Origin of the sequence: Chryseomicrobium excrementi, from assembly GCF_002798305.1 — a bacterium.
GTDB lineage: Bacteria > Bacillota > Bacilli > Bacillales_A > Planococcaceae > Chryseomicrobium > Chryseomicrobium excrementi.
In genome coordinates, this window is the sequence record NZ_PCGR01000004.1 from 1 (window position 1) to 21,518 (window position 21,518).

Consider the following 21,518-nt stretch of genomic DNA (forward strand, 5'->3'; position numbering starts at 1 on the left):
CATCCGCTCGACTTGCATGTATTAGGCACGCCGCCAGCGTTCGTCCTGAGCCAGGATCAAACTCTCCATAAAAGAGAACTTAATATAAGCTCATTTTGTTGCTGGCATCATTTATTCAAGTGTCAGACACTCAAATATCGATATCCAAAAAAATATCTTTCTCTACTAACGAGGGTTAGTATCGAAAGTTAATTTGACGTCTTGCATGTTCAGTTTTCAATGTTCAAAGCTCACAAATAAATTGGAGCGGGTGAAGGGAATCGAACCCTCATCACCAGCTTGGAAGGCTGGGGTTTTACCACTAAACTACACCCGCGTAGTATGAAGATATAAAGTTATTTGGCGCGCCCGGCAGGAGTCGAACCCACAACCTTCTGATCCGTAGTCAGACGCTCTATCCAATTGAGCTACGGGCGCTTGTATTTGAATGGTGCGGCCGAGAAGAGTCGAACTTCCACGGGATTACTCCCACTAGGCCCTCAACCTAGCGCGTCTGCCATTCCGCCACGACCGCGTAGACAATCATGATGCTTATGCGACATTTACTATTCTATAAAAGTACTAAGGTACTTGTCAAGGGTAAATGGTGAGCCATGAAGGACTCGAACCTTCGACCCTCTGATTAAAAGTCAGATGCTCTACCAACTGAGCTAATGGCTCTCTGTAAAATGGCTGGGGTACTAGGATTCGAACCTAGGCATGACGGAATCAAAATCCGTTGCCTTACCGCTTGGCTATACCCCAGTAATAAAATGGCGGTCCCGACGGGAATCGAACCCGCGATCTCCTGCGTGACAGGCAGGCATGTTAACCGCTACACCACGGGACCACATTATGTATAAAAGCAAGAAAAAAATGACCCCTACGGGATTCGAACCCGTGTTACCGCCGTGAAAGGGCGGTGTCTTAACCGCTTGACCAAGGGGCCATGTAATGGCTCCGAAGGCAGGACTCGAACCTGCGACCTGCCGGTTAACAGCCGGATGCTCTACCAACTGAGCTACTTCGGAACGTCTTTATTAGTGCTGCGTCATCAGCTGACTTTTATTATTATAGATACAGCTTATAAAAAGGTCAACAGTTTTTCGTTATATTTTTATAGTTTTTTTATTCCGATGTATCCTAGTCTCCCTGAACACTTGCCACACCTGTATTTCTCGGTATTCATGCGAATTTTCCGACTATAATTTTGAGAGCATTTAAGGCATCTGTAGATGTGTAGTATGGACGCTTGTCTCTTATTTATACGTGGAAGCGCCTGACAAAATCTAGGCGCTCCCACACTGTTTAATAAAGTTTTAAAATCTGCATCACGATGCTGATATCCTTTTCCTTCTATATGAAGATGATAATGACACAGTTCATGCTTAATAATGCCTACAATTTCTTCCTCACCCATTTGTAAATAGAGCGGATTTATTTCAATGTCGTGAGTGCTGAGCAAATAGCGGCCTCCAGTTGTTCGCAAACGAGCATTAAATCGAGCCTCGTGTAAAAAAGGCTTATGAAAAAAAGTAAGCGAAAGATGTTCCGTCAATTGTTGCAGTTGCTGTTCGTTCATTTACCTTCTCCTTCTTCATCAGACCACGGGTTGGATCATTGTTAAAGAAACTCGTCCTTTTTCTACAGACACATCGTCAATCCATACCGTGACGATATCCCCTAACGCCACTACTTCTAGAGGGTGACGCACGAATCCTTTTTTAAGCTTTGAAATATGCACAAGTCCATCTTGCTTCACACCAATATCGACGAACGCCCCAAAATCTACTACGTTTCGTACAGTTCCTTGGAGTTCCATTCCTTTTTGCAAGTCCTCCATTTTGAGGACATCCGTCTTAAGCAATGGCTGAGGGAACGCATCACGGGGGTCACGCATTGGACGCTTCAGAGCATCTACGATATCTTTGAACGTTTCTTTCCCGATACCAATAGAAGGATCGTAAGTGACGTTCTGCAATGCCTCTTGTGCTTCTTTAGTGCCAATTTGTTTGAGTGTCAGTCCAGCTCGAGTGATGATTTCTTCAGCTGCAGTATAGCTCTCAGGGTGAATCGCTGTTTTATCGAGTGGGTTCTTCGCGTCTGGGACACGTAAGAATCCAATCGCTTGTTCATAAGTTTTCGCCCCAAGTCGAGGCACTTTTTTCAGCTGAGCTCGAGATGTAAACGTACCTTTCTCATCACGAAGTGCTACAACATTTTCTGCTACAGCTCGGGAAAGTCCTGCCACATATTGAAGGAGCGAAGCGGATGCTGTATTGACGTCCACTCCGACCTGGTTAACTGCGGTCTCCACAACAAAGTGAAGAGAATCAGAAAGCTTCTTCTGAGAAACGTCGTGTTGGTACTGACCTACTCCAACTGCTTTAGGTTCTATCTTCACGAGTTCTGAAAGCGGATCTTGTAAACGTCGTGCAATGGAGACGGCGCTTCGTTGCTCTACCTGCAAATCAGGAAACTCTTGACGTGCAGTCTCGGATGCGGAATAAACAGAGGCGCCTGCTTCATTAACAATGACATAAGCCGCTTCACTAGCAGTCTTGTGCAGGCACGATGCAATGAATTGCTCCGTCTCACGAGACGCTGTCCCATTGCCAATCGCAATGAGAGAGATAGGATAAGTTGCTAAAAGGTGTGCTATCTTCTGCTCGGCTTCTTGCAATTTCCGTACAGGTGGATGAGGGTAGATGGCATCGATTTTCAGAACTTTTCCTGAAGCATCGATGACTGCAAGTTTGCATCCTGTACGGAATGCCGGATCCACTCCTAGAATCATTTTGCCCTTGATAGGCGGCTGTAATAAGAGGCTCTTCAAGTTTTCCGCAAAGATATGAATAGCTTGTTCTTCTGCAACTTCCGTGAGTTCATTACGAATCTCTCGCTCAATTGCTGGATGAAGAAGACGTTTCCACGCATCTGCAATCACGGAAGCCATATAGGTATCTAGCGGATGACCAGCCTTAGGCGCCCAGGATTTAGCAATCAAACGACCTACTTGCTCGCTGTCTACATCAATAGAGACTCGCAGCACGTCTTCTTTCTCTCCTCGATTGATAGCAAGTGTTCGGTGAGGAACAATTTTAGCTACAGCTTCTTGATAGTCGTAGTACATTTCAAACACCGACTTTTCATCTTCCGCCTGCTTTTTGATTTTAGTTTCGATTCTGCCATGCTTTTTGTAATGTTCTCGAAGAGCAGAGCGCACTTCCGCATCATCTGAAATCAGTTCCGCCAAAATATCAGAGGCACCCGCTAAAGCGTCTTGTATGGAAAGTTCCACTGTCTCATAGTCTTTCGCCAAGGTTTCTGCTGTGGCATGTGGCCATTTTAAAATTTCCAGTGCTAGCGGCTCTAGGCCTTTCTCTTTGGCAATCGTCGCTCGCGTTCTTTTCTTCTGCTTGTAGGGACGGTAAATATCTTCGACTCGTTGCAGGACAGTCGCTTTTTCAATTTGAGAGCGCAGGTCATCCGTTAATTTTCCCTGCTCTTCGATTGAGCGAAGCACTTCTTGTTTTCGATCAGCTAGTTGATTCATATAGGCATAGCGATCTTCAATCGCTTTAATTTGAACTTCATCTAATGAGCCCGTCTGTTCTTTTCTATAGCGAGCGATGAAGGGTACAGTCTTCGCATCATCTAATAATGATATGACTTGTTGGACTTGCGAGCTTTTGATTTTTAACTCATTTGCAATTTGTTGATAGATATTCACAGGATCACGTCCTTTTTTTGAGATACTCCACTAGAATAACACACTTAATTCCAAACAAAAAAACCTCTTGCCAAAGGGCAAAAGGTTAGAATTCATTTAACTTAATTTGACCTGCAATGAAAGTGGCATCGTCTCCGAATTCCATTCCTTTCATCACACGCTCATAGAGATGTTCGGTTGAGCGTGCCAGACGAAGAAGCTCTTTTGGATTTCTCACTACGACCCCGTCTGAATGAAGAACAAATGTGTCTCCTGCATAGACTGGGTAGGTTTGTGTGCGAAGCTTTTGTTTTCTTCCTGACAAGTAGCCCATAACCGGTAAGGGATATATCATTTTGTCGAATTTCTTTTGGTACATATAAAATTTAACATTCCCTACACAACTATAGGAAATCGTTCGTTTCTTGTAATCGATTTTAACTAACGCTACTGCCGCACCGCGTTTATACACCATCTCATCGTTACAACGTTCAAGCAGTTGATCGATTGATTCATCTGCATATTTTGCAAGAATTCGTGGAATTACATCCGCCGACTCCTTAGCTCCAGGGCCGTTACCAAGCCCATCTGCAATTGCACAAAGAAAAAAATCTGGATGCTCCGCTATATAATAAGTGTCTCCCGAGAGGCGATTCCCATCTTTCGCTTCATTATATACGCGAACATGAACCCAGGGTGACTCAACTACTGTCACTCGTCCATTCCACCTGCTGATAGAATGGCATCTTGCAGCTTTTTAATAGCTTTGCGCTGGATACGGGAAACGTGCATTTGCGAAATACCCAGGCGCTCACCAGCATCTTTCTGGCTAAGCTGCTCAATGTATGTAAGTTGAATCACTTCTTTTTCACGATCAGATAAATATTTTAGTGCATTGGCCACCAGCATCCGTTGATCCGTCTTTTCAAATTCGCCATCTTCTTGACCGATGACATCGAATAAGGTGATGGTGCTCCCTTCAGAATCTGCTTCCAAGGAATGATCCATAGATAGCGCTTGATAGCTCTTCCCCATTTCCATCGCTTCTAACACATCTTCTACATCCACTTCCAGGTAAGCGGCGATTTCGGCTACCTGTGGGGATCGTTGAAGCTGTATGGTTAATTCTTCAGCAGCCGTTCGGATACGTGGCCCTAATTCTTTAATACGACGCGGAACATGAACAGCCCATGTTTTATCACGTAAAAAACGCTTAATCTCACCAATAATGGTAGGCACAGCAAAAGCCTCAAAGCTGCGACCGAAACTGTCATCATACCGTTTCATAGCACCTAAGAGTCCAAGCATGCCTACCTGTGCGATATCTTCATGATGCGACTTCCCATTGGAATATTTTCGGGCGATAGATTCGACGAGTCGTTGATAGTGTAAAACTAAATTAGTTTGTGCTTCTTCAGAATTGGTTGTTTGATAGTCATGCAACCACTCTAGCACTTGTTCTTTAGACGCTTGGTTAAGAGGAGACGTTTTCGACATTTCCGTTCACCTGCTCTGATCCGACGTTTTTCGTCATAAAGATCGTAACACCTTCTTGATGATGAACTTTCACTTCATCCATGAGCGTTTCAATCAGGTAGAGTCCAAGACCTCCTTCACGCATAAAAGATACTTCCTCCGTGTCTGAGTACGGTCCTAATTTTGCGCGAGTTTCTTGGAAGTCAAAACTTTTGCCATGATCTGCTACCATGATTTCCATTTTTTCATCATAAAGTGCACAACCAATCACAACTTCGCCTTCTTCGTCTTCTGCATAAGCATGTTGAACTGCATTAGTAATAGCTTCTGAAGCTGCAATTTTCACGTCTTCAATATCGTCATAGGAGAACCCTAGGCGATTGGCAAGACCTGAAATCGTTAGACGAGCCACACTGACGAATTGAGTTTTAGCAGGAACGCGTATTTCTACGTAATCAAATGGCTTCATCTTCACTTCACCTCTCCTGTTGATGATTCTATGTCCATGATCTCTCCAAGACCTGTGATGTCAAATAGGCGTTTTAAGCGTGAAGAGAGTCCCGTTAATTTCAACTTAGCATTTTCAGATTTTACATTTTTAAAGAATCCTACAAAGACACCCAGTCCTGTAGAGTCCATATACGATACTTCAGATAGATCCAGCACAATTTCTTTAGAATCTCCCAAAGTGATTTCTGCTAATTTTTCGCGTAGCATTGGCGCTGTGAACGCGTCAATCTCGCCTTCGATGAATCCTACTACTTTATTCTCTTCACGTTGTAAGTCTACTGAAATGTTCATGTCATTTTTCCCCTTGTCTACTATATATGTTTAACGGTCTATACCCTTACGTTTCGGTAGTGTAAACATTTATACAGCTCTTTTTACAATCACAAGTGTGAAATCATCACGAAGTTCAAAATCCTGTAACAAAATCAATTCCTTATAGACGTACTCCACCATTTCTTGAGCGGACTCCGTTTTCACGTCTTCAATAATCTTCATCACTTTTTCCATTTCTATAAACCCGTCTTGAGAACGGCATTCCGTCACACCATCCGTCATCAAAACCACAAAGTCGCCTATTTCAAGACGCACAGTTTGAGATTGATACGTGGTTTGCGGGAGGACTCCAAGAAGTAAGCCTTTTATAAACAATTCATGGAAAGTTCCTTCTTGCAAGGAATAATGGAGAGCTGGCTCATGGCCTGCGGATGCATAAGTGAAGGTGTGTGTTGTGGCGTCGTAGCTTCCATAAATCATCGAGACGAACATGGAGTCCGTTACACTGCGTTCTACAATACGATTGATGACGTCTAACACGATAGCCGGATCCACATGGGCACCGTCCACACTGTCCATTCCATTTTTGATCATGGACATGCAAAGAGCAGCGGGAATCCCTTTACCGATGACATCCGCCACTCCAATACCAACAGATTGAGAATCCGAAAGGAAATGAACATAGTCCCCGTTCATTTCTTTTGCAGGAACCGACAACATACCGATGTCTAGTCCCTGCACTTGTGGAACCGTTGTTTTTAGCAACGTTCGTTGAACATTGGCAGCTAAGTCCATTTCAATACGAAAGTTCTCTTGCTTTTGAATCAAGTTTTGATGTTCATGAAGCGCAAGACCGTAGCGAACCATTACTTCAATCAATAAATCAAAGGAATGCTCTATCTTTTCCGGGATATCCGATACAACCTCTTCAAGAGCGGCTCTATGTATTCCGATCATCTCTTCCGGAGAGATATTCTTCTGGATCAACTGTTTACTGAAGGTCTGTCCCTCGTAGAGGTTGAGCTCATTTTGCTGTTCTAAATAGTTTCGCAAAATCGCTTTATATTGCCTTTCTACTTCTTGAGGCATTCGATTTCACTCCTTACCGCAGCCATTTAGTGGCTGTAATCGTCGTACCTACTCCTACCTCAGTATCCACCTTAAAGTCATCCATTAGCCTCTTGACCCCTGGCATTCCGGCACCTAATCCCCCGGAAGTCGTATATCCGTCCTCCATCACTTTTCTCAAGTCAGGAATTCCCGGCCCTTGGTCAGCTGCAATGATGACAATTCCTTTCATTGCCCCATCTGCTATTCGTTCAATTGTAATTTTGCCTTTTCCGGCATATAAGTATATATTACGGGCAAGTTCACTTATCGCAGTCGTGATCCTAGCCTGGTCCACTGTTCCGAAACCTACTTCCTTTGCCTCGTTACGTCCAAGCTGTCTCGCTGCTACGATATCCCATTCCGTAATGATATCTACAGAAGACTCTATGCTCATAATGGATTAGTCCTCCAATTCTCGTTCAAGTTTTTCCAATCCATTTTCTAAATCGAGCGCTGTAGAAACATCTTCTAAACGAATACCAAGTTCGATTAGTGTGATGGCAACGGCGGGTTGGATACCCGTTATAACTACTTTTGCGCCCATTAAACCAGACATGCTGATGACGTCTCCCAATACTTTAGCAATGAACGAGTCGATAAAGTCAATCGATGTTAAATCAATGACAACACCACGTGCCGCTGTTGAGTGTAATTTATTTAAAAGATCTTCTTGAAATGATAATGCCATTTGATCATCAAGTTCCCATTGAATAGAAACAATCAAAGTATCGCGTAATTTTAATATCGGGATTCGAGTTCTCATTGTTCTTCCACCTCAACAATTTGTCGATTTGTAATTGCCAGCGCTTGTTCCATTCCCCGTTGAAGCGTGCTCGTCGTTGTAAAGTCATTCAAATTGATTCCAAGAGCAACAATAGTCTGCGCAATTTCAGGGCGAATGCCTACAAGCATACATTTTGCTCCTACTAATCTGACAGCATCCGCCGCTTGAATGATGTGGTGAGCTACCATAGTATCCACTACAGGAACCCCTGTAATATCAAGAAGCACTACTTCCGAGCGATGCTTCACAACACCTTGTAGCAGATTTTCCATAATCAATTTAGCCCGCTCCGTATCTATCGTGCCGACTAGCGGCATTACTGAAATCTTATCGAACACTGGGATTAAAGAAGCCGATAGTTCTTGAAGGGCCATTTTTTGAAGCTGCACTGTACGCTCCCAAGTCTTAGAGTAAGCTTCAACAATGCTGTGATTTAATGGTGTTAGCCAGTTATTGATTAAACGAATGTAATTGCCTGAATTGTTATCATTTAAGAAGCCCGTTTGTCCCATATGGTGGTAAATCGCTTCTGTAAAATTAGTGAGTGCTTTCATAACGAAAGAAATAGACCAGCCATGACGAGCCATTTTCACCGAGAACTCTTCTACTTTACGAGCAAACTCTTGATTATTTTCCGTCAAGCTAAAGATCATTAATTCCCCTAACTCATGTGCCGTAGAATCAATCATGTCATCGGACATAATTTGAAAGAACTTCCCCTCCTCTTCCTCTTCCATAAATTGCTTCCAGGACTCGAGGATGGGATTTAAATTCTCCCGTATGTAACTTGCTAAGGTAACGTTCATCTTGCGGAGACACTCCTTTAGTTTATCTGTAATAGTTTTATTGTATATGAATTGAATCATTTTGGCATCTTCCATTAGTTTCGCACACTAGATAGAAAAAAGCACAGTAAAGATACTGTGCTCCAATCCTATGTATGTAATTAAAATTTGATGAGGCCTAAACTGATGGCAGCCGCATGGTCTACATGCTCCATCAACTCATCGTCTAGATGCGTAATCTTGTCGGTCAGTCGGGATTTGTCTATCGTGCGCAGTTGTTCAAGTAAAACAACAGAGTCGCGCTCTAAATGGTATCGTTCTGCATTGATCTCGATGTGTGTTGGTAATTTCGCTTTTTGAATCTGTGCTGTAATTGCAGCTACAATTACAGTTGGACTAAATCGATTTCCAATGTCGTTTTGCAGAACCAGCACGGGTCGTGTTCCACCTTGCTCAGAACCGACCACTGGTGATAGATCTGCATAAAAGACATCGCCACGTTTAACGATCAAATTGTCAGCCTCCACTTACGAGTCGCTCAGTGGTATCATGCGCCTCATACTCTGCATGAAGACATTCACTGCAAATAGACAAATTAATATGAGACATTTCCAGGTACCCCTGAATCATGGCTTCTCGTATAATTGATGATTGTCCTTGCAGTTTCGTAACGTGTTGTTTGATAACACGCTTTCCGTATACGGGACGGACTTCCTCCATATAATCTGCTAACAGATAAACTGTTTCTATCTTATCTGACTTTCCCCCCACAGCAAACACCTCCGACAAAACTTTCCTTATTACGACAATTTCTTTAATCTTACCATCGATAGCCTTTCATAGAAAGGTTATTTCGACAATCTAAGTGAAATATACGTAGGAAGTACTAGTTTTATTTGTCAGATAGTGGGTAAATCCGCGGCACGCGCGAGGAAAGTTGACAGCAAATCTCATAGGAAATGGTCTGTAAGTGCTCCGCCCATTCTTCAGCAGGAATAGTATGTACTCCATTTGAACCTAGTAATACCACTTTTGTCCCGACTTTAAACGCTTTTGATAATTTTATCATCGTTTGATCCATACAGATTTTGCCGACAATTGGAGCCTTTTCATCTTCAATCAGCACACTCAGCTGGTTTAAACCTCGTAATAACCCATCTGCATACCCAATTGGTACTGTACCTATCCACTCTGGCTCTTCACATCTATAAGCCGCTCCGTAACCAATTGAACTCCCACTAGGAAGTTGCTTCACATGAACCAATTCGGTAACGAGGCGCATGGCTGGTCGATACGGGAAGTCAGTCGATTGCTGTAGCCACGGCGAAGGAGCGAGTCCATACATAGAAATTCCAAAACGGACTGCTGTAAACGTAGCGTCAGGATGTTGGATCGCAGCCGCACTGTTGGCAGCATGAATGAAACGAGGCTTTTGCGGAAACAAACTTAGCCAAGTCTCAAACCGGTTCAGCTGTTCTTCAAAATGCGGATTCCGCTCTTCATCTGCTTTAGCGAAATGGGTATAGACACCTGCAAGGTCCCAGTTAGGATTGTCATTTAATAAGCGAACCGCTTCTAGGACTTCCTTTTCAGTAGCAAGTCCAATCCTCCCCATACCTGTGTCCAATTTGACGTGAAGACTTGGTTTTTCATCCGGAGACAGGTGCTGCAACCATTCTAAGGAATGAGCCGTCAAATGAATTCCATGTTGAGCTGCGTATGGGACAAAGTGATGCGGAGAGTGACCAAGTACTAAGATCTCGGACTGACTCCCCGCCTCTCTAAGTTCAACCGCTTCATCCGGAGTAGCTACAGCAAAAAAGTGGAACCCTTGTTTTTCTAAATAGGTCACTACTTCCCCAGCTCCATGACCATATGCATTTGCTTTTACTACAGGGATGATTGTCGTTTCATCCCGTAGCTTCTTTTGTAAAGATTGAATATTAGAATGAATCGCTTGTAAATCGATTTCTAGATAGGTAGGTCGAAAAGTAGTAGGTCTAGTCATGGTGATTCCTTCTTTATCTGTTATTTTTGTGAGGCGGCACTCATAGAGGCTGCCACTTCAATCGTCTCTTATTGGGTCAACTATATAGAAGCTATAAAATAAACCACACCATCTTTTTCCCGGCGCATCGAATGGTCATCCATTGCACCTAATTGAAAATCAAGGGGAGCTGGATCACTTGAAGCGAACACGGGAAGCAATGCATTTGGTGAAGCATTCTCTTGAATGACCGTAAAGGATTTATCTCCACTAGAATGAAGGATGACTCGCTTGCCCGCATCCGTTGTGACAACTTCTTCCACCAGTTGAATTCCAGGTAATTGAGCGCCTGAGTAGGATGTCTCGAACTCAGGATTATCTAGTTCCGCACTAGCGGCTTTATATTTTGCTTGCTCAAAAGGATCTACTTCATAATCAGCTGCTGTGTGTATCTTTCCAAGATCACTATTGTTAAAGATGAGCTCCATTTTTTCAGCGCGTCCATCCTTTCCTATACCATGCTAAAACACTATATGCGCGAACCCTATGACAACAGAACAACTTGTGCAGCGGCGTAATCTTTTGTATGTGTAATGGAGATAAAACCAGAGACCGGGACTTGTTGAAACAGTAAGGACGGTGCCCCCAGGTCATTTTTAATTACCTCAATGTCTTGAAAACCGCAGTCTCCACCTATTCCTGTTCCCCTCGCCTTGGCAAAGGCTTCTTTTGCTGCAAAGCGCGCTGCCAGATATTCAATTTGCCTACTTGGAATCGCTTGTTCATAATACGTTTGCTCATTAGGAGTCAAAATTCGTTTGTAAAATCGAGGTGATCTTCGGACGAGTCGATCGATACGATCAAGCTCGATAATATCAAGTCCAATGCCAGTAATCATTCCGCTTCTATTGCTCCCTTCTACCATGTATACTAAATCATAATGAGGTGAAGTCATCATGTTTATTCGAAATGAAAGTTTCCGGGAATACCGGACCTATTATCCTGTTGTATTTACATTACTAGTTGTCACGATTGCTATTCATATTATAGCAAATGCCCCTATTATAGGAGTGTCTATTTACTCTTTTGGTGTCGGTCAAAATGGATTGGTAGCTGAAGGAGAATATTGGCGGCTGATCACCCCTATATTCTTACACGGAGGCTTTATGCATCTTCTATTCAACATGTTTTCGTTGTTTTTGTTCGGCCCTGAGTTAGAGCGTTTGGCAGGAAGAGCTCGTTTTCTTACCATCTATTTTTTATCAGGTTTGACCGGAACAGTGGCTTCATTTTTATTTGAAGATGCAATGTATACACACTTGGGGGCCAGTGGGGCTATCTACGGAATATTCGGAGCGTTTGCAGCACTTGTGTATTATACAAGAAATGTGTTACCCCAACTCAAGCAAATCATCCTTCCTATCATCGGGATTGGGATCATTATGACGTTCGTTACACCTAATATTAATATCACAGCGCATCTTGGAGGTCTTGTGATGGGGTTCTTATTAGGTTTCTACTACTTCCATCCGAACCGTTTGTCTAAATGGAAAAAAACAAAACCGCGTACCGCACTGCGTTCTTAAGCAGGCGGTAGCGGTTTTTTAATTGGAACGCGGTTGGTACCAATCCATCGTACTGCGGGCTACATCTGCCTCTAAGGCTTTGATGGAGTGGCGACTTCCAAGAGCCCCAGATTTGATAGTCGCATGAAGGGAAGCCACATCCGAACGCTGTTCAAAATAGCTTTGACTTTGCATCTGAGCTTGAATACGTCTCTTTTCAAGCCAAACGGTCTTTCTTGAAAAGAAGCGGTATTGCATGACTAAGTGCTTGTCATGAATGGCGATTCCTGCTGTTCGGTGACTCCATAAGTCAAACGCTATACTGATAGGTGCTAGTACAAAGAATAATAAACCATACGGGAAAAAGAAATAACTGAGTACTGCTCCAATGAGCCCGATCATCAAGAGGTTGATTCGGTAATAAAACTTCCGAGCACGCTTAGGAGGTCGTACGAAATCCACTTCAATAGGCAGCTCGGGAAACAATTCCGTTAATAGGTGCATCGCCTGATCCCTTTTGATAAGCGGAACAAGCTTCACTGTCTCGCTCTTCTCCAGAACGCTTCCTCCTGCACTATCGATCACAATGGTAACGTATCCAAACAGTTGTCGGAACGGATTCTCAACCAATTGGACCCCTTGGATGCGGTGCAGTGGAATTGTTGTTCGTTTCTTTTCTAACAAGCCTCGTTTCAAGAGAATGTCTTTTCCATCCCTTGAAACTGTAAAATCATAGTTTTGAAGGTAGGTGAACCCGATACTGAGTAAGAACGTAACCAGTAACACCACGAATGCGAAAATAGCTATGAGTGCAGCCCCAAATCGAAGTAAGGACAAGACTTCATCATAGATTTGTTCATAAGGGATGAACTCCGAAAATTGCGAGAGCACAACGGCAGCCCCTGAAAAAATGACCCCAATACCTCCAGAAGTGACAGCTAATACAATCAGATCTTTCGAAGACATGCGGTGCAGCACAGGTTCTTCTTGGCGAATCTGTTCAGCCAGTTGCTCTGTGGTGCCTTCTTCCGTTTCAACTGACTTCGCTCCAGCTTTGGCTGCTAGCATCTCTTGTTTGATTTGCTCAGCTGCTTCTAGCCGAATAGCAGTCAGCTCTGCTTCAGCTTCTTTTCCGATACCACCGCCTGCTGTCTCTACTTTCACTTTTACTAGACCGAACGGCCGATGAAAGATACTCTCCGTATAATCAAGGCTTTGGATCCGGTCAAATGGGATATAGCGCTTCTTCTTTACAAATAGCCCGTATTCGATACGCAGTTCTCCATCTTCAAACCAGTAGACAAACTTCCACCATTTAATGATTCCAGAAATTAAATAAAGTACTAGAGCACTTGCTGTCAGAATATATGGAATGAAACGGAACCAGCCGGATTCTGCGTCACCAGAACTTCCTAGAAAGAGAAAAATCACAATAGGAAAAATAAGTTCTTTGAGCCCTTTTACAAATGTAATGACGGCTGCTACTGGATGTAGTTTATAACGCTCCTCAGACATCTTCTTCCGCCACCCTTGCTAGGACTGAGATCCGCTGTCGCATCGCTTCAGCTTCTTGCTCATCCAAAAACGGAATCGTGTGTTGTGTCGCTGCTGTCGAGATATGTATAGATGCTAATTGATAATTTCTAAGAATCGGTCCTTGTTCGGTATCGACATGTTGGACTCGCACCATTGGAACCAGTGTCCGCTTTTTTATAAGAATCCCATGTTGCAGCTCGATTTCATGCTCTCGAACTTCATAGCGCCACCGGTTCCAACGAAGATTTGGCATTACCCAAATCGACACTAAAGCAATAGCAATAGCTATAGTAGCTAGGGCAAGATAGAGCCACCAGAGCTCAAAAAAGAGTAGATTGAGTACGATTAGACCTGTAGAAACTAGCACTACAAACGCCGTCTGTATCAGTCCATAAATACGCCACACAGTAAGACCTTTGAGTGACAATTGATTTGCTGTTTGCATAGTTTAGCCTCCTTATTTAGTTATACGGGCTGGAGTGCCATAAGTTTCAAAATAGAAATGCAAAGCGGGCAACCAAAAAAAGCTCCTTTCCCGCTGAGGGAAAGAAGCTGACAAGTAAAGTATTAATCGTTGCGACGAGCTGGACGTGCAGCACGACGACTTGAACCATCACGTGGACCTGATGATGAACGACGAGCGCCACCACGATCTCCACCGCGACCACCAGAACGACCACCACGGCCTCCGCCTGAACGGTTTCCACCACGGTAACCTCCGCGGCCTCCACCAGAACGTTCTCCACGCATTGGAAGTGGACGCTCTTCAGAAATAGTTACAGGTTGATCACTTGGCTCTTTTGTCATTGATTTAATAGCTGCTGCTACTAGATCAACTGCATCTAAGTTCTCAAGAAGTTCAGATGCTAGGGCACGGTAATCACCAAGGTCATTCTTTTCAACTAGTTCAGTCAATGTTTCCATTGCTACACGTTGTTGACCAAGTAATGCCTCGTCCTCACTTGGTGGACGTAAAGGTGTCATACGCTTCTTCGTTGTTTCTTCAACAATACGAAGGTAACCCATTTCACGTGGCGTTACGAAAGTAACTGCCATACCGCTTTTACCAGCACGGCCTGTACGACCGATACGGTGAACATAGCTTTCTGGATCTTGCGGAATATCAAAGTTGTAAACGTGAGTGACACCAGAGATATCTAATCCACGAGCAGCAACGTCTGTTGCAACTAAGATGTCAATTTTGTTTTCTTTGAATTGACGAAGTACAGACATGCGTTTTGCTTGGCTAAGGTCTCCGTGGATTCCTTCTGCCATATAGCCGCGAATGCTCAACGCGTGAGACAATTCGTCTACACGACGTTTTGTACGACCGAATACAATCGCAAGCTCAGGTTGGTGTACATTGATGATACGTGATAACACATCAAATTTCTCACGTTCTTGCGCTTTTACGAAGAACTGCTCGATGTTTTCAACTGTCATTTCTTTTGATTTGATTTTCACTTCAACAGGATCTTTCATGAACGTGTTCGCAATTTTGCGGATTGGTCCAGGCATAGTAGCTGAGAATAGAAGTGTTTGACGAGTATCAGGAACGTTAGAAAGAATTGTATTGATGTCTTCGATGAAGCCCATGTTCAACATTTCATCCGCTTCGTCTAATACAAGCGTGTTGACGTTTTCTAGCTTCAACGTTTTACGGTTGATATGATCTAGAATACGACCTGGTGTACCAACGATGATTTGTGGTTTGTTTTTAAGTGCACGGATTTGACGAGAGATATCTTGCCCACCGTATACAGATAAAAGTTTTACGCGCTTGTCATAGCCAAGCTTGTAAAGCTCTTCAGAAACCTGAATCGCAAGCTCACGAGTTGGAGCAATGATAAGGCCTTGGATGTTCGGGTTTTTAGGGTCAATCTTTTCAATTAATGGAATACCAAACGCAGCTGTTTTACCAGTACCTGTTTGAGCTTGGCCTAATACGTCGCGGCCTTCCATTGCATGTGTGATTGTACCTTCTTGGATTGGGGTAGCTTCTTCAAAACCCATACGTTTAATAGATTTTAATGTAGAAGCACTAATGTTTAATTCTGAAAAATTTGTCAAAATACTAATCTCCTTTATTTCTGTTTTGACAAATGGTTACATTTTCAGATGACTGGCGGCAAATTTCGAGCCAATTATAGAGGAACGTCTCCGTTACGAAAATCTCTGTGGGTTTCACGAGAGGTTAATTAATAATAGGAAAGCCCGGTGATTGCCGAGCGGCTGTTTAGAACGTAAATACGCCTATAGTGATACAGCCGTTAAGTTCAAAAAAAAAGCGCTCTTCACAAAATGACGGAAGAGTCTTTACACAAAATGTATCCATTGCTCAAAACAGTGTATCATGCGAAGCACGAAAAAGCAACGCATGTACACTTAGTGTTTGCTGATTTACCTATTCTATTCACAAAGTGTTCAAGTTGTATGCGTTTCCATCTCAGCAGGTATCACAATTGGCTTTTGTAAGAATGCTAGTGCTTTTGGAAACCATTCGTTACAGTCATCACTGTAACAAATATGATGCTTCCCACAATCCGAATAGATCAGCTCTTTTTCTTCTGAACCTAGTTGCTCATACAAATACTCCGCCGCTTGAAATGGCACGATTCCATCTTTTTTGCCTTGCACAAGACAGACTGGAATCGTGATTTTACTGTAGTAAGGTTCAACAAGTTTAAGGACACGTGTAAATTGAAAAGCGGAGCGGATCGGTGTCCTTCCAGCCTTTTGACGATACCGCATATAGACCGGATTTTGATCCGCTTGCTTTTTTAGTAAATCCACTGCAATTTCCTTAATATCTTGAAGCATTTGACCAGGAGCAATGTATTTCGCAGCCGCACTGAGTAGCACAAGTCGCTCAACAGGATAGCGAAGCGACAAGTACATCGCAATTAAGCCCCCCATAGAAAACCCGACAACATACAGCCGATCTACTTGAGGCATTAACTTGCGTATCGCGATTTCCGCTTCCATCGTCCAATCTTCTGCGAGCATCTCTTGAAGCTCGAGTTCTTCACCATGACCAGGTAGTGTCACAACCGACACCACCCAGTCCGTATGTTGTTTTACATAGTCAACGAATGGCTCCACTTCATAAGGAGCTCCTGTGTAGCCATGGATAAACAATACCCCGGTCTTCATGCTGCTTCACACTCACTTTCGGTTCCATGTCTCCATGGCTCTTTCTACCTTCATACCTCGTGAGCCTTTCAGTAAAACCAAATCTTTGTCTGTCAGCTGCTCTGCTAAAATCTTTTGCAGCTCTTCAAAGTATTCCGACCAGAAAATGCGGTCTTGGAAATCACCTTGCAATTCCTCATATAATACGCGCATACGAGGTCCAAATAGTGCCACTCCTGTGAACTCTTTAGAAGAAATAGCCGATGCCAATTGGCGGTGATAGGAAAGCTCTTGTTCTCCAAGCTCTAACATATCGCCGAGTACTAGCCATTTGTTCTTCCCGAAATCAGCTTGTTGCAAAAACTGAATAGCGGCAAGCATGGAAGTTGGTGCTGCATTGTATGCATCATTGATGAACGTCGGTCCCTCGGTCTCGATAACCTGCATACGCATATCAGTTAATTCTACGTTGCGAATACTCTCTTGAATCTTTTCCGTAGTCAATCCTAGCTCTTTTCCTATCAATAAAGCTGCTAGGGCATTTTTAGCTTGGTGCTCTCCTAAAACACGCAACACGAAATCCCCGTCAATCAGTCCTGCAGTCGTGAATTCTGTTCCTTCTGTGGAGAAATTAGTTTTCACAAGACGCAACTCGTTGGCATCTCCTTTTCCATAAGGAACCGTGTTTACACCAGATAACTCATTAACTGCTTGTTGAAGTAATGGCTCGTCTCCGTCATAGAACAAGATGCCCTCTGAAGCCATTCCTGCAATGATCTCCATTTTAGCTTTTGTGATATTTTCACGTGAGCCTAGGTCTTGAAGATGGGCTTCCCCGATGTTTGTGATGACTGAGTATTTCGGTTTAGCAAGCTGTGATAAAAACTCAATCTCTCCAAATGAACTCATGCCCATCTCAAGAACCGCCACTTCCGTATCTTCATCAATAGCTAGCAACGTCAACGGCAAGCCAAGTTCGTTATTGAAATTCCCTTGTGTCTTAATTGTTTTGAAATAAGGCGAAAGCAGACCCGCAATCAAATCTTTAGTAGACGTCTTTCCATTTGAACCTGTCACTCCGATAAACGTCGCTTTCAGTTCTTCACGGTAGCTAGCAGCAAGCGATTGTAGCGCCTTAGCAGCATCGTCAACAAGAAGGACCGGCCGATTTTTTGGAGGATTCGGTTCATCCTTTAACCAAAGTGTAGCGCTCGCCCCTTTTTCGAAAGCCTGCTCTACAAATTGGTGCCCATTTACTTGTTCTCCGCGGAACGGTATAAACAGCTCACCTGGTTGTAATGTCCGTGTATTTAGTGAAGCACCTGTTACTAGCGTGTCTCCAAATTCACCTGCATCGGCACCTAACCAAGCAGCTACTTGTTGTAACGTCTTCTTCACTGTGCATCGTCCTCGTTTCGTGTTGTTACGCGGTGTTGTTTCTCTTCAAAACGCTCAAGCCCTAACTGAATTAGTTCTTCCACAACTTGTGAGTACGTCTTACCCGACGCAATCCATAGTTTTGGATACATGCTGATCGGTGTAAAACCAGGCAATGTGTTGACTTCGTTTATATAGACTTCCCCACTGTCCGTTAAGAAGAAATCTGCACGGACCAATCCGGAACCGTCCAGAATCTTGAATGCCGCTATCGCAGCCTGCTGGAGATCGTGAAGTTCAGCTTCAGAGATTTCAGCCGGGATCGCATAGTTTGTTGTACCGTCTACATATTTGGCAGAGTAGTCGTAGAAATCTTTCGTAGGTAAGACTTCTCCAGCAATCGAAACTGTTGGTTCATCGTTTCCAAGTACTGACAACTCGATTTCACGAGCAACGATGCCTTGCTCTACGACGATTTTCCGGTCATATGTAAAGGCAAAATCAATCGCTTTTTCAAGTTCTGCGCGGTTCTTCGCTTTTGTGATTCCGACACTTGAGCCTAAGTTTGCCGGCTTCACGAATAGTGGGTATGTCAATTCCTGCTCGCAAGCATCTAAAAATGCAGCTTTATTGCCTTCGTACTGGCTATGAATACTATAAAGATAAGGTACTTGCTTGAGTCCTGCTTGATGGAACAGTTGTTTCATGACCACTTTATCCATCCCAGCAGACGATGCAAGTACTCCATTACCTACATAAGGAAGGTTCATCATCTCAAATAATCCTTGGATCGTCCCGTCTTCTCCATTCGGTCCATGGAGGACTGGGAACACAACATCAAATCGAGACGTCTTATTTGATGCAAGAGTGACGAACTGTTCAATAGAGTCTTTTTGGCCAGTCCCTGCAAAGCGTAGTGATTCAGCATCTTCTACTGGTGCCTGAAGTGTCTCTCCACACACCCACTCCCCATCGAGTGTGATGTAAATAGGTGTCACGACATATTTTGAAAAATCTAGAGCAGCAATCACTGCCTTTGCTGTCATTAAAGATACTTCGTGTTCTGCTGATTTACCGCCATAAACGATTCCAATTTTCTTCATTTTCCATCCTCCGTTTTTGATCGCGCTAAAAATGGCAATAGCCCGATTGTTGGTTGTGATAGGTAGGTCTCTACTTCGTCCATAATTTCGTCTGGGAAAGAAGGGTCTGCAATTTCTCGTAATTCTAATCGGAAACTGCCGTCATCCATTCGCGCAAGCGATAACAACGCACCGTCTTCTAACAGCTCTTCAAACAGTAGGAACTGTTCATGTAGAAGTTCAGGCACTACCTGTTGTGTGCGTCTACGGAAAAACATGGTTCCGCGTGTCTTTTGAATGGCCATCTGATTGAACAAAAAGACAATCAAACGCGTCATTTCTTTATAGTCTCTAAAATACAGTTTAGCGATGCGCTCGTTCTCATCCGCCAAATAGACAAATCGATTTTGTAACGTATGATAAAAAGGACTCCGAAATGTTTCTTTTTTATGGGCAACATATAAAAGTTCAGCCTGTTCTTGCGGAGTCAACTGGACGAGACGTTTTTCATCTTCTACGTCTAGTAAACAAAGTCTTGATTTCTGATCTTGTAACGATCTTGTGAAATCTCGAAAATCATCTTGAACAATGTATTCAAAATGCGTGTGCATATCAAAGGATGCATCTTCAAAACCATGTTCTAACATTACAAGAACATGCGTGTCCTGGTAATAATTCAACACGGTCGGGAACGTCAAACCACTGAACAGGGCAAAGTTCTGTCCATCGTTTCCATGAACAAACAGATGATGAATATATTCATCCACAGCAGGTACTTTTATTTTTCTCATAAGACGTCCCTCCTCACTAACTAGTTTATCAAAAGCAGGCATAAAAATCTGTTGTGCGTTATAATAAAGGGATGAAATTTAGATGTAGGTGACAAAATGAACACAAACAAACAATTTACAGACCGCTTTGATTGGGTATTAGGATTTTTACTCCTATTATTTCTAATTATCAGCATCATGGCCATTTCTTCAGCTCAAACTACAGGACAATATGGCATCAACTTTATTCCAAGGCAACTCTTTTGGTATATCGTCGGCATGGTCATCATTGCTATGGTTATGTTTTTAGAGCCCGAACAGTACAAAAAAATGGCATGGATCATTTATGGAATCGGGTTGATTCCTTTGATTGTCCTCTGGATTTTACCAGATACGATTTCTTTCGTCGCTTCTCGTAACGGCGCACAGAGCTGGTTTCATTTACCCGGTATCGGAAGTATTCAACCCGCAGAATTTATGAAAACCTTTTATATTTTAGGTGCTGCACGCATGATTGTGAAGCATCATGAGAACTATCCGTTCAAGACACTAAAGAGTGACTTTTTACTCTTAGCTAAGATCGGCGGGTTGTTCATTGTTCCTTTTGTCTTAATTATGCAACAGTCGGATTTAGGGACTGGCCTTGTCTTCATTGCAATCACAGCAGCCTTGATTCTAGTTGCCGGAATTAGTTGGAAGATCATTTTGCCTATCGTAGGGACAGGGGCCGCTCTGGGTGGCGGTCTCATCTGGATGGCTTTGAATATGCAAGACTTCATTGTCAACACACTTGGGTTTAGCCCTTACCAACTAGCTCGTATTTATTCTTGGTTGGATCCTTATTCGTACGCTTCCAATGAAGGACTTCACTTAATCAGTTCGCTGAATGCTATTGGCTCCGGTGAAATTTTAGGTAAAGGCTACGGCGGACGAGAAGTTTATGTGCCAGAGAATCATACAGACTTTATTTTCGCTGTAATTGGAGAAGAATACGGATTCATCGGAGCAAGCTTAGTCATTGTCTTGTACTTCGTGTTGATTTACCATTTAACCAAAATCACGCTGCAACTAAAAGATCCGTTCAGCACCTATGTAGCTGCCGGTATTATTGCAATGATCACGTTCCACGTGTTTGAAAACATCGGCATGACGATTCAGTTGCTGCCGATTACAGGTATCCCTCTTCCATTCATTAGCTACGGGGGAAGTTCACTTATGGGGAATATGCTCGCACTGGGCTTGATCTTCAGTATGAAGTTTCACCATAAGACCTATATGTTTGGCAGTCAAGATGACGATTAATTTAGATGCGAAAGGCGCCCAGAAATGGGCGCCTTTTTGTGTGGAAAAGAGTGGTTATAAGGTGGTGAGCGGTCGTTCTTCTGCAAGAGCGGTTCTTTTTTCAACATCATCTGAAACTTCTTCTTCATGAGAAGCTCT

General features: G+C 43.3%; 24 protein-coding genes, 8 tRNA genes and 1 rRNA gene. 2 read left to right on the top strand and 31 right to left on the bottom strand.

Annotation, left to right across the window (positions count from 1 at the left end):
• From CQS04_RS10950 to acpS, 24 genes are all read right to left on the bottom strand, one after another.
• Nucleotides 1–72: ribosomal RNA gene (locus CQS04_RS10950) — 16S ribosomal RNA — on the bottom strand; the annotation flags it as partial.
• A 170-nt stretch (nucleotides 73–242) separates the two neighbouring features.
• Nucleotides 243–316: transfer RNA gene (locus tag CQS04_RS10955), tRNA-Gly, on the bottom strand.
• A 24-nt stretch (nucleotides 317–340) separates the two neighbouring features.
• A tRNA-Arg gene (locus CQS04_RS10960) sits at nucleotides 341–417 on the bottom strand.
• An 11-nt stretch (nucleotides 418–428) separates the two neighbouring features.
• A tRNA-Leu gene (locus tag CQS04_RS10965) sits at nucleotides 429–514 on the bottom strand.
• 70 nt (nucleotides 515–584) lie between these two features.
• A tRNA-Lys gene (locus CQS04_RS10970) sits at nucleotides 585–660 on the bottom strand.
• 9 nt (nucleotides 661–669) lie between these two features.
• Nucleotides 670–744 (bottom strand) — tRNA-Gln (locus tag CQS04_RS10975).
• A gap of 9 nt (nucleotides 745–753) precedes the next feature.
• Nucleotides 754–829, bottom strand: a tRNA-Asp gene (locus CQS04_RS10980).
• A 27-nt stretch (nucleotides 830–856) separates the two neighbouring features.
• Nucleotides 857–928 (bottom strand) — tRNA-Glu (locus tag CQS04_RS10985).
• A gap of 6 nt (nucleotides 929–934) precedes the next feature.
• A tRNA-Asn gene (locus CQS04_RS10990) sits at nucleotides 935–1,010 on the bottom strand.
• A gap of 86 nt (nucleotides 1,011–1,096) precedes the next feature.
• Nucleotides 1,097–1,561 carry a SprT family protein gene (locus CQS04_RS10995; RefSeq protein WP_100354179.1) on the bottom strand — a complete coding sequence of 155 codons (465 nt, stop codon included), beginning with the start codon at nucleotides 1,559–1,561 and terminating at the stop codon, nucleotides 1,097–1,099.
• A gap of 18 nt (nucleotides 1,562–1,579) precedes the next feature.
• Entirely contained in the window at nucleotides 1,580–3,712 is a 2,133-nt protein-coding gene (locus CQS04_RS11000; RefSeq protein ID WP_245858806.1) for a Tex family protein, read from the bottom strand.
• A gap of 85 nt (nucleotides 3,713–3,797) precedes the next feature.
• Nucleotides 3,798–4,406 carry a PP2C family serine/threonine-protein phosphatase gene (locus CQS04_RS11005; RefSeq protein ID WP_100354180.1) on the bottom strand — a complete coding sequence of 203 codons (609 nt, stop codon included), beginning with the start codon at nucleotides 4,404–4,406 and terminating at the stop codon, nucleotides 3,798–3,800.
• Entirely contained in the window at nucleotides 4,403–5,188 is a 786-nt protein-coding gene (gene sigB, locus CQS04_RS11010; protein ID WP_100354181.1) for an RNA polymerase sigma factor SigB, read from the bottom strand. Before sigB ends, CQS04_RS11005 begins: the two co-directional genes overlap by 4 nt.
• Nucleotides 5,166–5,636: an anti-sigma B factor RsbW gene (rsbW, locus tag CQS04_RS11015; RefSeq protein WP_094943270.1), complete on the bottom strand. Its 471-nt coding sequence runs from the start codon at nucleotides 5,634–5,636 to the stop codon at nucleotides 5,166–5,168. Before rsbW ends, sigB begins: the two co-directional genes overlap by 23 nt.
• A gap of 2 nt (nucleotides 5,637–5,638) precedes the next feature.
• Nucleotides 5,639–5,968, bottom strand: coding sequence for an STAS domain-containing protein (locus CQS04_RS11020; RefSeq protein WP_100354182.1), 330 nt, complete (start codon nucleotides 5,966–5,968; stop codon nucleotides 5,639–5,641).
• A 69-nt stretch (nucleotides 5,969–6,037) separates the two neighbouring features.
• Entirely contained in the window at nucleotides 6,038–7,039 is a 1,002-nt protein-coding gene (locus CQS04_RS11025; RefSeq protein ID WP_100354183.1) for a PP2C family protein-serine/threonine phosphatase, read from the bottom strand.
• Between the two features lie 13 nt (nucleotides 7,040–7,052).
• Nucleotides 7,053–7,454 carry an anti-sigma regulatory factor gene (locus tag CQS04_RS11030; protein WP_094943249.1) on the bottom strand — a complete coding sequence of 134 codons (402 nt, stop codon included), beginning with the start codon at nucleotides 7,452–7,454 and terminating at the stop codon, nucleotides 7,053–7,055.
• Between the two features lie 6 nt (nucleotides 7,455–7,460).
• Nucleotides 7,461–7,823, bottom strand: coding sequence for an STAS domain-containing protein (locus tag CQS04_RS11035; protein WP_100354184.1), 363 nt, complete (start codon nucleotides 7,821–7,823; stop codon nucleotides 7,461–7,463).
• Nucleotides 7,820–8,650 (bottom strand): STAS domain-containing protein, encoded by an 831-nt coding sequence (locus CQS04_RS11040; protein ID WP_100354185.1) that lies wholly within the window; start codon nucleotides 8,648–8,650, stop codon nucleotides 7,820–7,822. The genes CQS04_RS11035 and CQS04_RS11040 overlap by 4 nt, the downstream gene beginning before the upstream one ends.
• 140 nt (nucleotides 8,651–8,790) lie before the next feature.
• Nucleotides 8,791–9,141, bottom strand: a complete 351-nt coding sequence (locus tag CQS04_RS11045) for a type II toxin-antitoxin system PemK/MazF family toxin (protein WP_100354186.1) — start codon at nucleotides 9,139–9,141, stop codon at nucleotides 8,791–8,793.
• A gap of 4 nt (nucleotides 9,142–9,145) precedes the next feature.
• Entirely contained in the window at nucleotides 9,146–9,400 is a 255-nt protein-coding gene (locus CQS04_RS14005; RefSeq protein ID WP_425430245.1) for a hypothetical protein, read from the bottom strand.
• Between the two features lie 121 nt (nucleotides 9,401–9,521).
• The gene (gene alr, locus CQS04_RS11055) at nucleotides 9,522–10,637 is read right to left on the bottom strand and encodes an alanine racemase (protein WP_100354187.1); all 1,116 of its coding nucleotides are present in this window, start codon (nucleotides 10,635–10,637) and stop codon (nucleotides 9,522–9,524) included.
• Nucleotides 10,638–10,717: 80 nt separating this feature from the next.
• Nucleotides 10,718–11,104, bottom strand: a complete 387-nt coding sequence (locus CQS04_RS11060) for a hypothetical protein (protein WP_100354188.1) — start codon at nucleotides 11,102–11,104, stop codon at nucleotides 10,718–10,720.
• 56 nt (nucleotides 11,105–11,160) lie between these two features.
• The gene (gene acpS, locus CQS04_RS11065; protein ID WP_100354189.1) at nucleotides 11,161–11,514 is read right to left on the bottom strand and encodes a holo-ACP synthase; all 354 of its coding nucleotides are present in this window, start codon (nucleotides 11,512–11,514) and stop codon (nucleotides 11,161–11,163) included.
• Nucleotides 11,515–11,572: 58 nt separating this feature from the next.
• Here acpS and CQS04_RS11070 point away from each other — a divergent pair, with 58 nt between their 5' ends.
• A complete protein-coding gene (locus CQS04_RS11070; protein ID WP_100354190.1) occupies nucleotides 11,573–12,202 on the top strand; it encodes a rhomboid family intramembrane serine protease in 630 nt (209 codons plus the stop codon).
• A gap of 18 nt (nucleotides 12,203–12,220) precedes the next feature.
• Here CQS04_RS11070 and CQS04_RS11075 read toward each other — a convergent pair whose 3' ends face one another.
• The 7 genes from CQS04_RS11075 to CQS04_RS11105 form a co-directional block, all read right to left on the bottom strand.
• Entirely contained in the window at nucleotides 12,221–13,696 is a 1,476-nt protein-coding gene (locus CQS04_RS11075; protein WP_100354191.1) for a PH domain-containing protein, read from the bottom strand.
• On the bottom strand, nucleotides 13,689–14,162 hold the full coding sequence (locus CQS04_RS11080; RefSeq protein ID WP_100354192.1) for a PH domain-containing protein: 474 nt from the start codon (nucleotides 14,160–14,162) through the stop codon (nucleotides 13,689–13,691). The genes CQS04_RS11075 and CQS04_RS11080 overlap by 8 nt, the downstream gene beginning before the upstream one ends.
• A gap of 122 nt (nucleotides 14,163–14,284) precedes the next feature.
• Nucleotides 14,285–15,787 carry a degradosome RNA helicase CshA gene (gene cshA / locus CQS04_RS11085; RefSeq protein ID WP_100354193.1) on the bottom strand — a complete coding sequence of 501 codons (1,503 nt, stop codon included), beginning with the start codon at nucleotides 15,785–15,787 and terminating at the stop codon, nucleotides 14,285–14,287.
• A 354-nt stretch (nucleotides 15,788–16,141) separates the two neighbouring features.
• Entirely contained in the window at nucleotides 16,142–16,870 is a 729-nt protein-coding gene (locus CQS04_RS11090; RefSeq protein WP_100354194.1) for an alpha/beta hydrolase, read from the bottom strand.
• A 12-nt stretch (nucleotides 16,871–16,882) separates the two neighbouring features.
• Complete coding sequence (locus CQS04_RS11095) at nucleotides 16,883–18,247, bottom strand: UDP-N-acetylmuramoyl-tripeptide--D-alanyl-D-alanine ligase (RefSeq protein WP_100354195.1); 1,365 nt, start codon at nucleotides 18,245–18,247, stop codon at nucleotides 16,883–16,885.
• On the bottom strand, nucleotides 18,244–19,329 hold the full coding sequence (locus CQS04_RS11100; protein ID WP_100354196.1) for a D-alanine--D-alanine ligase: 1,086 nt from the start codon (nucleotides 19,327–19,329) through the stop codon (nucleotides 18,244–18,246). Before CQS04_RS11100 ends, CQS04_RS11095 begins: the two co-directional genes overlap by 4 nt.
• On the bottom strand, nucleotides 19,326–20,099 hold the full coding sequence (locus tag CQS04_RS11105; protein ID WP_100354197.1) for a hypothetical protein: 774 nt from the start codon (nucleotides 20,097–20,099) through the stop codon (nucleotides 19,326–19,328). The genes CQS04_RS11100 and CQS04_RS11105 overlap by 4 nt, the downstream gene beginning before the upstream one ends.
• 96 nt (nucleotides 20,100–20,195) lie before the next feature.
• On the opposite strand from CQS04_RS11105, the gene CQS04_RS11110 reads away from it, so the two are divergent.
• Nucleotides 20,196–21,380 (top strand): FtsW/RodA/SpoVE family cell cycle protein, encoded by a 1,185-nt coding sequence (locus tag CQS04_RS11110; protein WP_100354198.1) that lies wholly within the window; start codon nucleotides 20,196–20,198, stop codon nucleotides 21,378–21,380.
• The last annotated feature ends 138 nt before the right edge of the window (nucleotides 21,381–21,518 follow it).

Bases quoted from the DNA above. Each gene is read 5' to 3' on its own strand.
- CQS04_RS11105 (WP_100354197.1), bottom strand. From the start codon at position 20,099: ATGAGAAAAATAAAAGTACCTGCTGTGGATGAATATATTCATCATCTG.
- CQS04_RS11025 (WP_100354183.1), bottom strand. From the start codon at position 7,039: ATGCCTCAAGAAGTAGAAAGGCAATATAAAGCGATTTTGCGAAACTAT.
- rsbW (WP_094943270.1), bottom strand. From the start codon at position 5,636: ATGAAGCCATTTGATTACGTAGAAATACGCGTTCCTGCTAAAACTCAA.
- CQS04_RS11080 (WP_100354192.1), bottom strand. From the start codon at position 14,162: ATGCAAACAGCAAATCAATTGTCACTCAAAGGTCTTACTGTGTGGCGT.
- CQS04_RS11030 (WP_094943249.1), bottom strand. From the start codon at position 7,454: ATGAGCATAGAGTCTTCTGTAGATATCATTACGGAATGGGATATCGTA.
- alr (WP_100354187.1), bottom strand. From the start codon at position 10,637: ATGACTAGACCTACTACTTTTCGACCTACCTATCTAGAAATCGATTTA.
- CQS04_RS11100 (WP_100354196.1), bottom strand. From the start codon at position 19,329: ATGAAGAAAATTGGAATCGTTTATGGCGGTAAATCAGCAGAACACGAA.
- CQS04_RS11035 (WP_100354184.1), bottom strand. From the start codon at position 7,823: ATGAGAACTCGAATCCCGATATTAAAATTACGCGATACTTTGATTGTT.
- sigB (WP_100354181.1), bottom strand. From the start codon at position 5,188: ATGTCGAAAACGTCTCCTCTTAACCAAGCGTCTAAAGAACAAGTGCTA.
- CQS04_RS11070 (WP_100354190.1), top strand. From the start codon at position 11,573: ATGTTTATTCGAAATGAAAGTTTCCGGGAATACCGGACCTATTATCCT.
- CQS04_RS10995 (WP_100354179.1), bottom strand. From the start codon at position 1,561: ATGAACGAACAGCAACTGCAACAATTGACGGAACATCTTTCGCTTACT.
- acpS (WP_100354189.1), bottom strand. From the start codon at position 11,514: ATGATTACTGGCATTGGACTTGATATTATCGAGCTTGATCGTATCGAT.
- CQS04_RS11020 (WP_100354182.1), bottom strand. From the start codon at position 5,968: ATGAACATTTCAGTAGACTTACAACGTGAAGAGAATAAAGTAGTAGGA.
- CQS04_RS11110 (WP_100354198.1), top strand. From the start codon at position 20,196: ATGAACACAAACAAACAATTTACAGACCGCTTTGATTGGGTATTAGGA.
- CQS04_RS11075 (WP_100354191.1), bottom strand. From the start codon at position 13,696: ATGTCTGAGGAGCGTTATAAACTACATCCAGTAGCAGCCGTCATTACA.
- CQS04_RS11060 (WP_100354188.1), bottom strand. From the start codon at position 11,104: ATGGAGCTCATCTTTAACAATAGTGATCTTGGAAAGATACACACAGCA.
- CQS04_RS11090 (WP_100354194.1), bottom strand. From the start codon at position 16,870: ATGAAGACCGGGGTATTGTTTATCCATGGCTACACAGGAGCTCCTTAT.
- CQS04_RS11040 (WP_100354185.1), bottom strand. From the start codon at position 8,650: ATGAACGTTACCTTAGCAAGTTACATACGGGAGAATTTAAATCCCATC.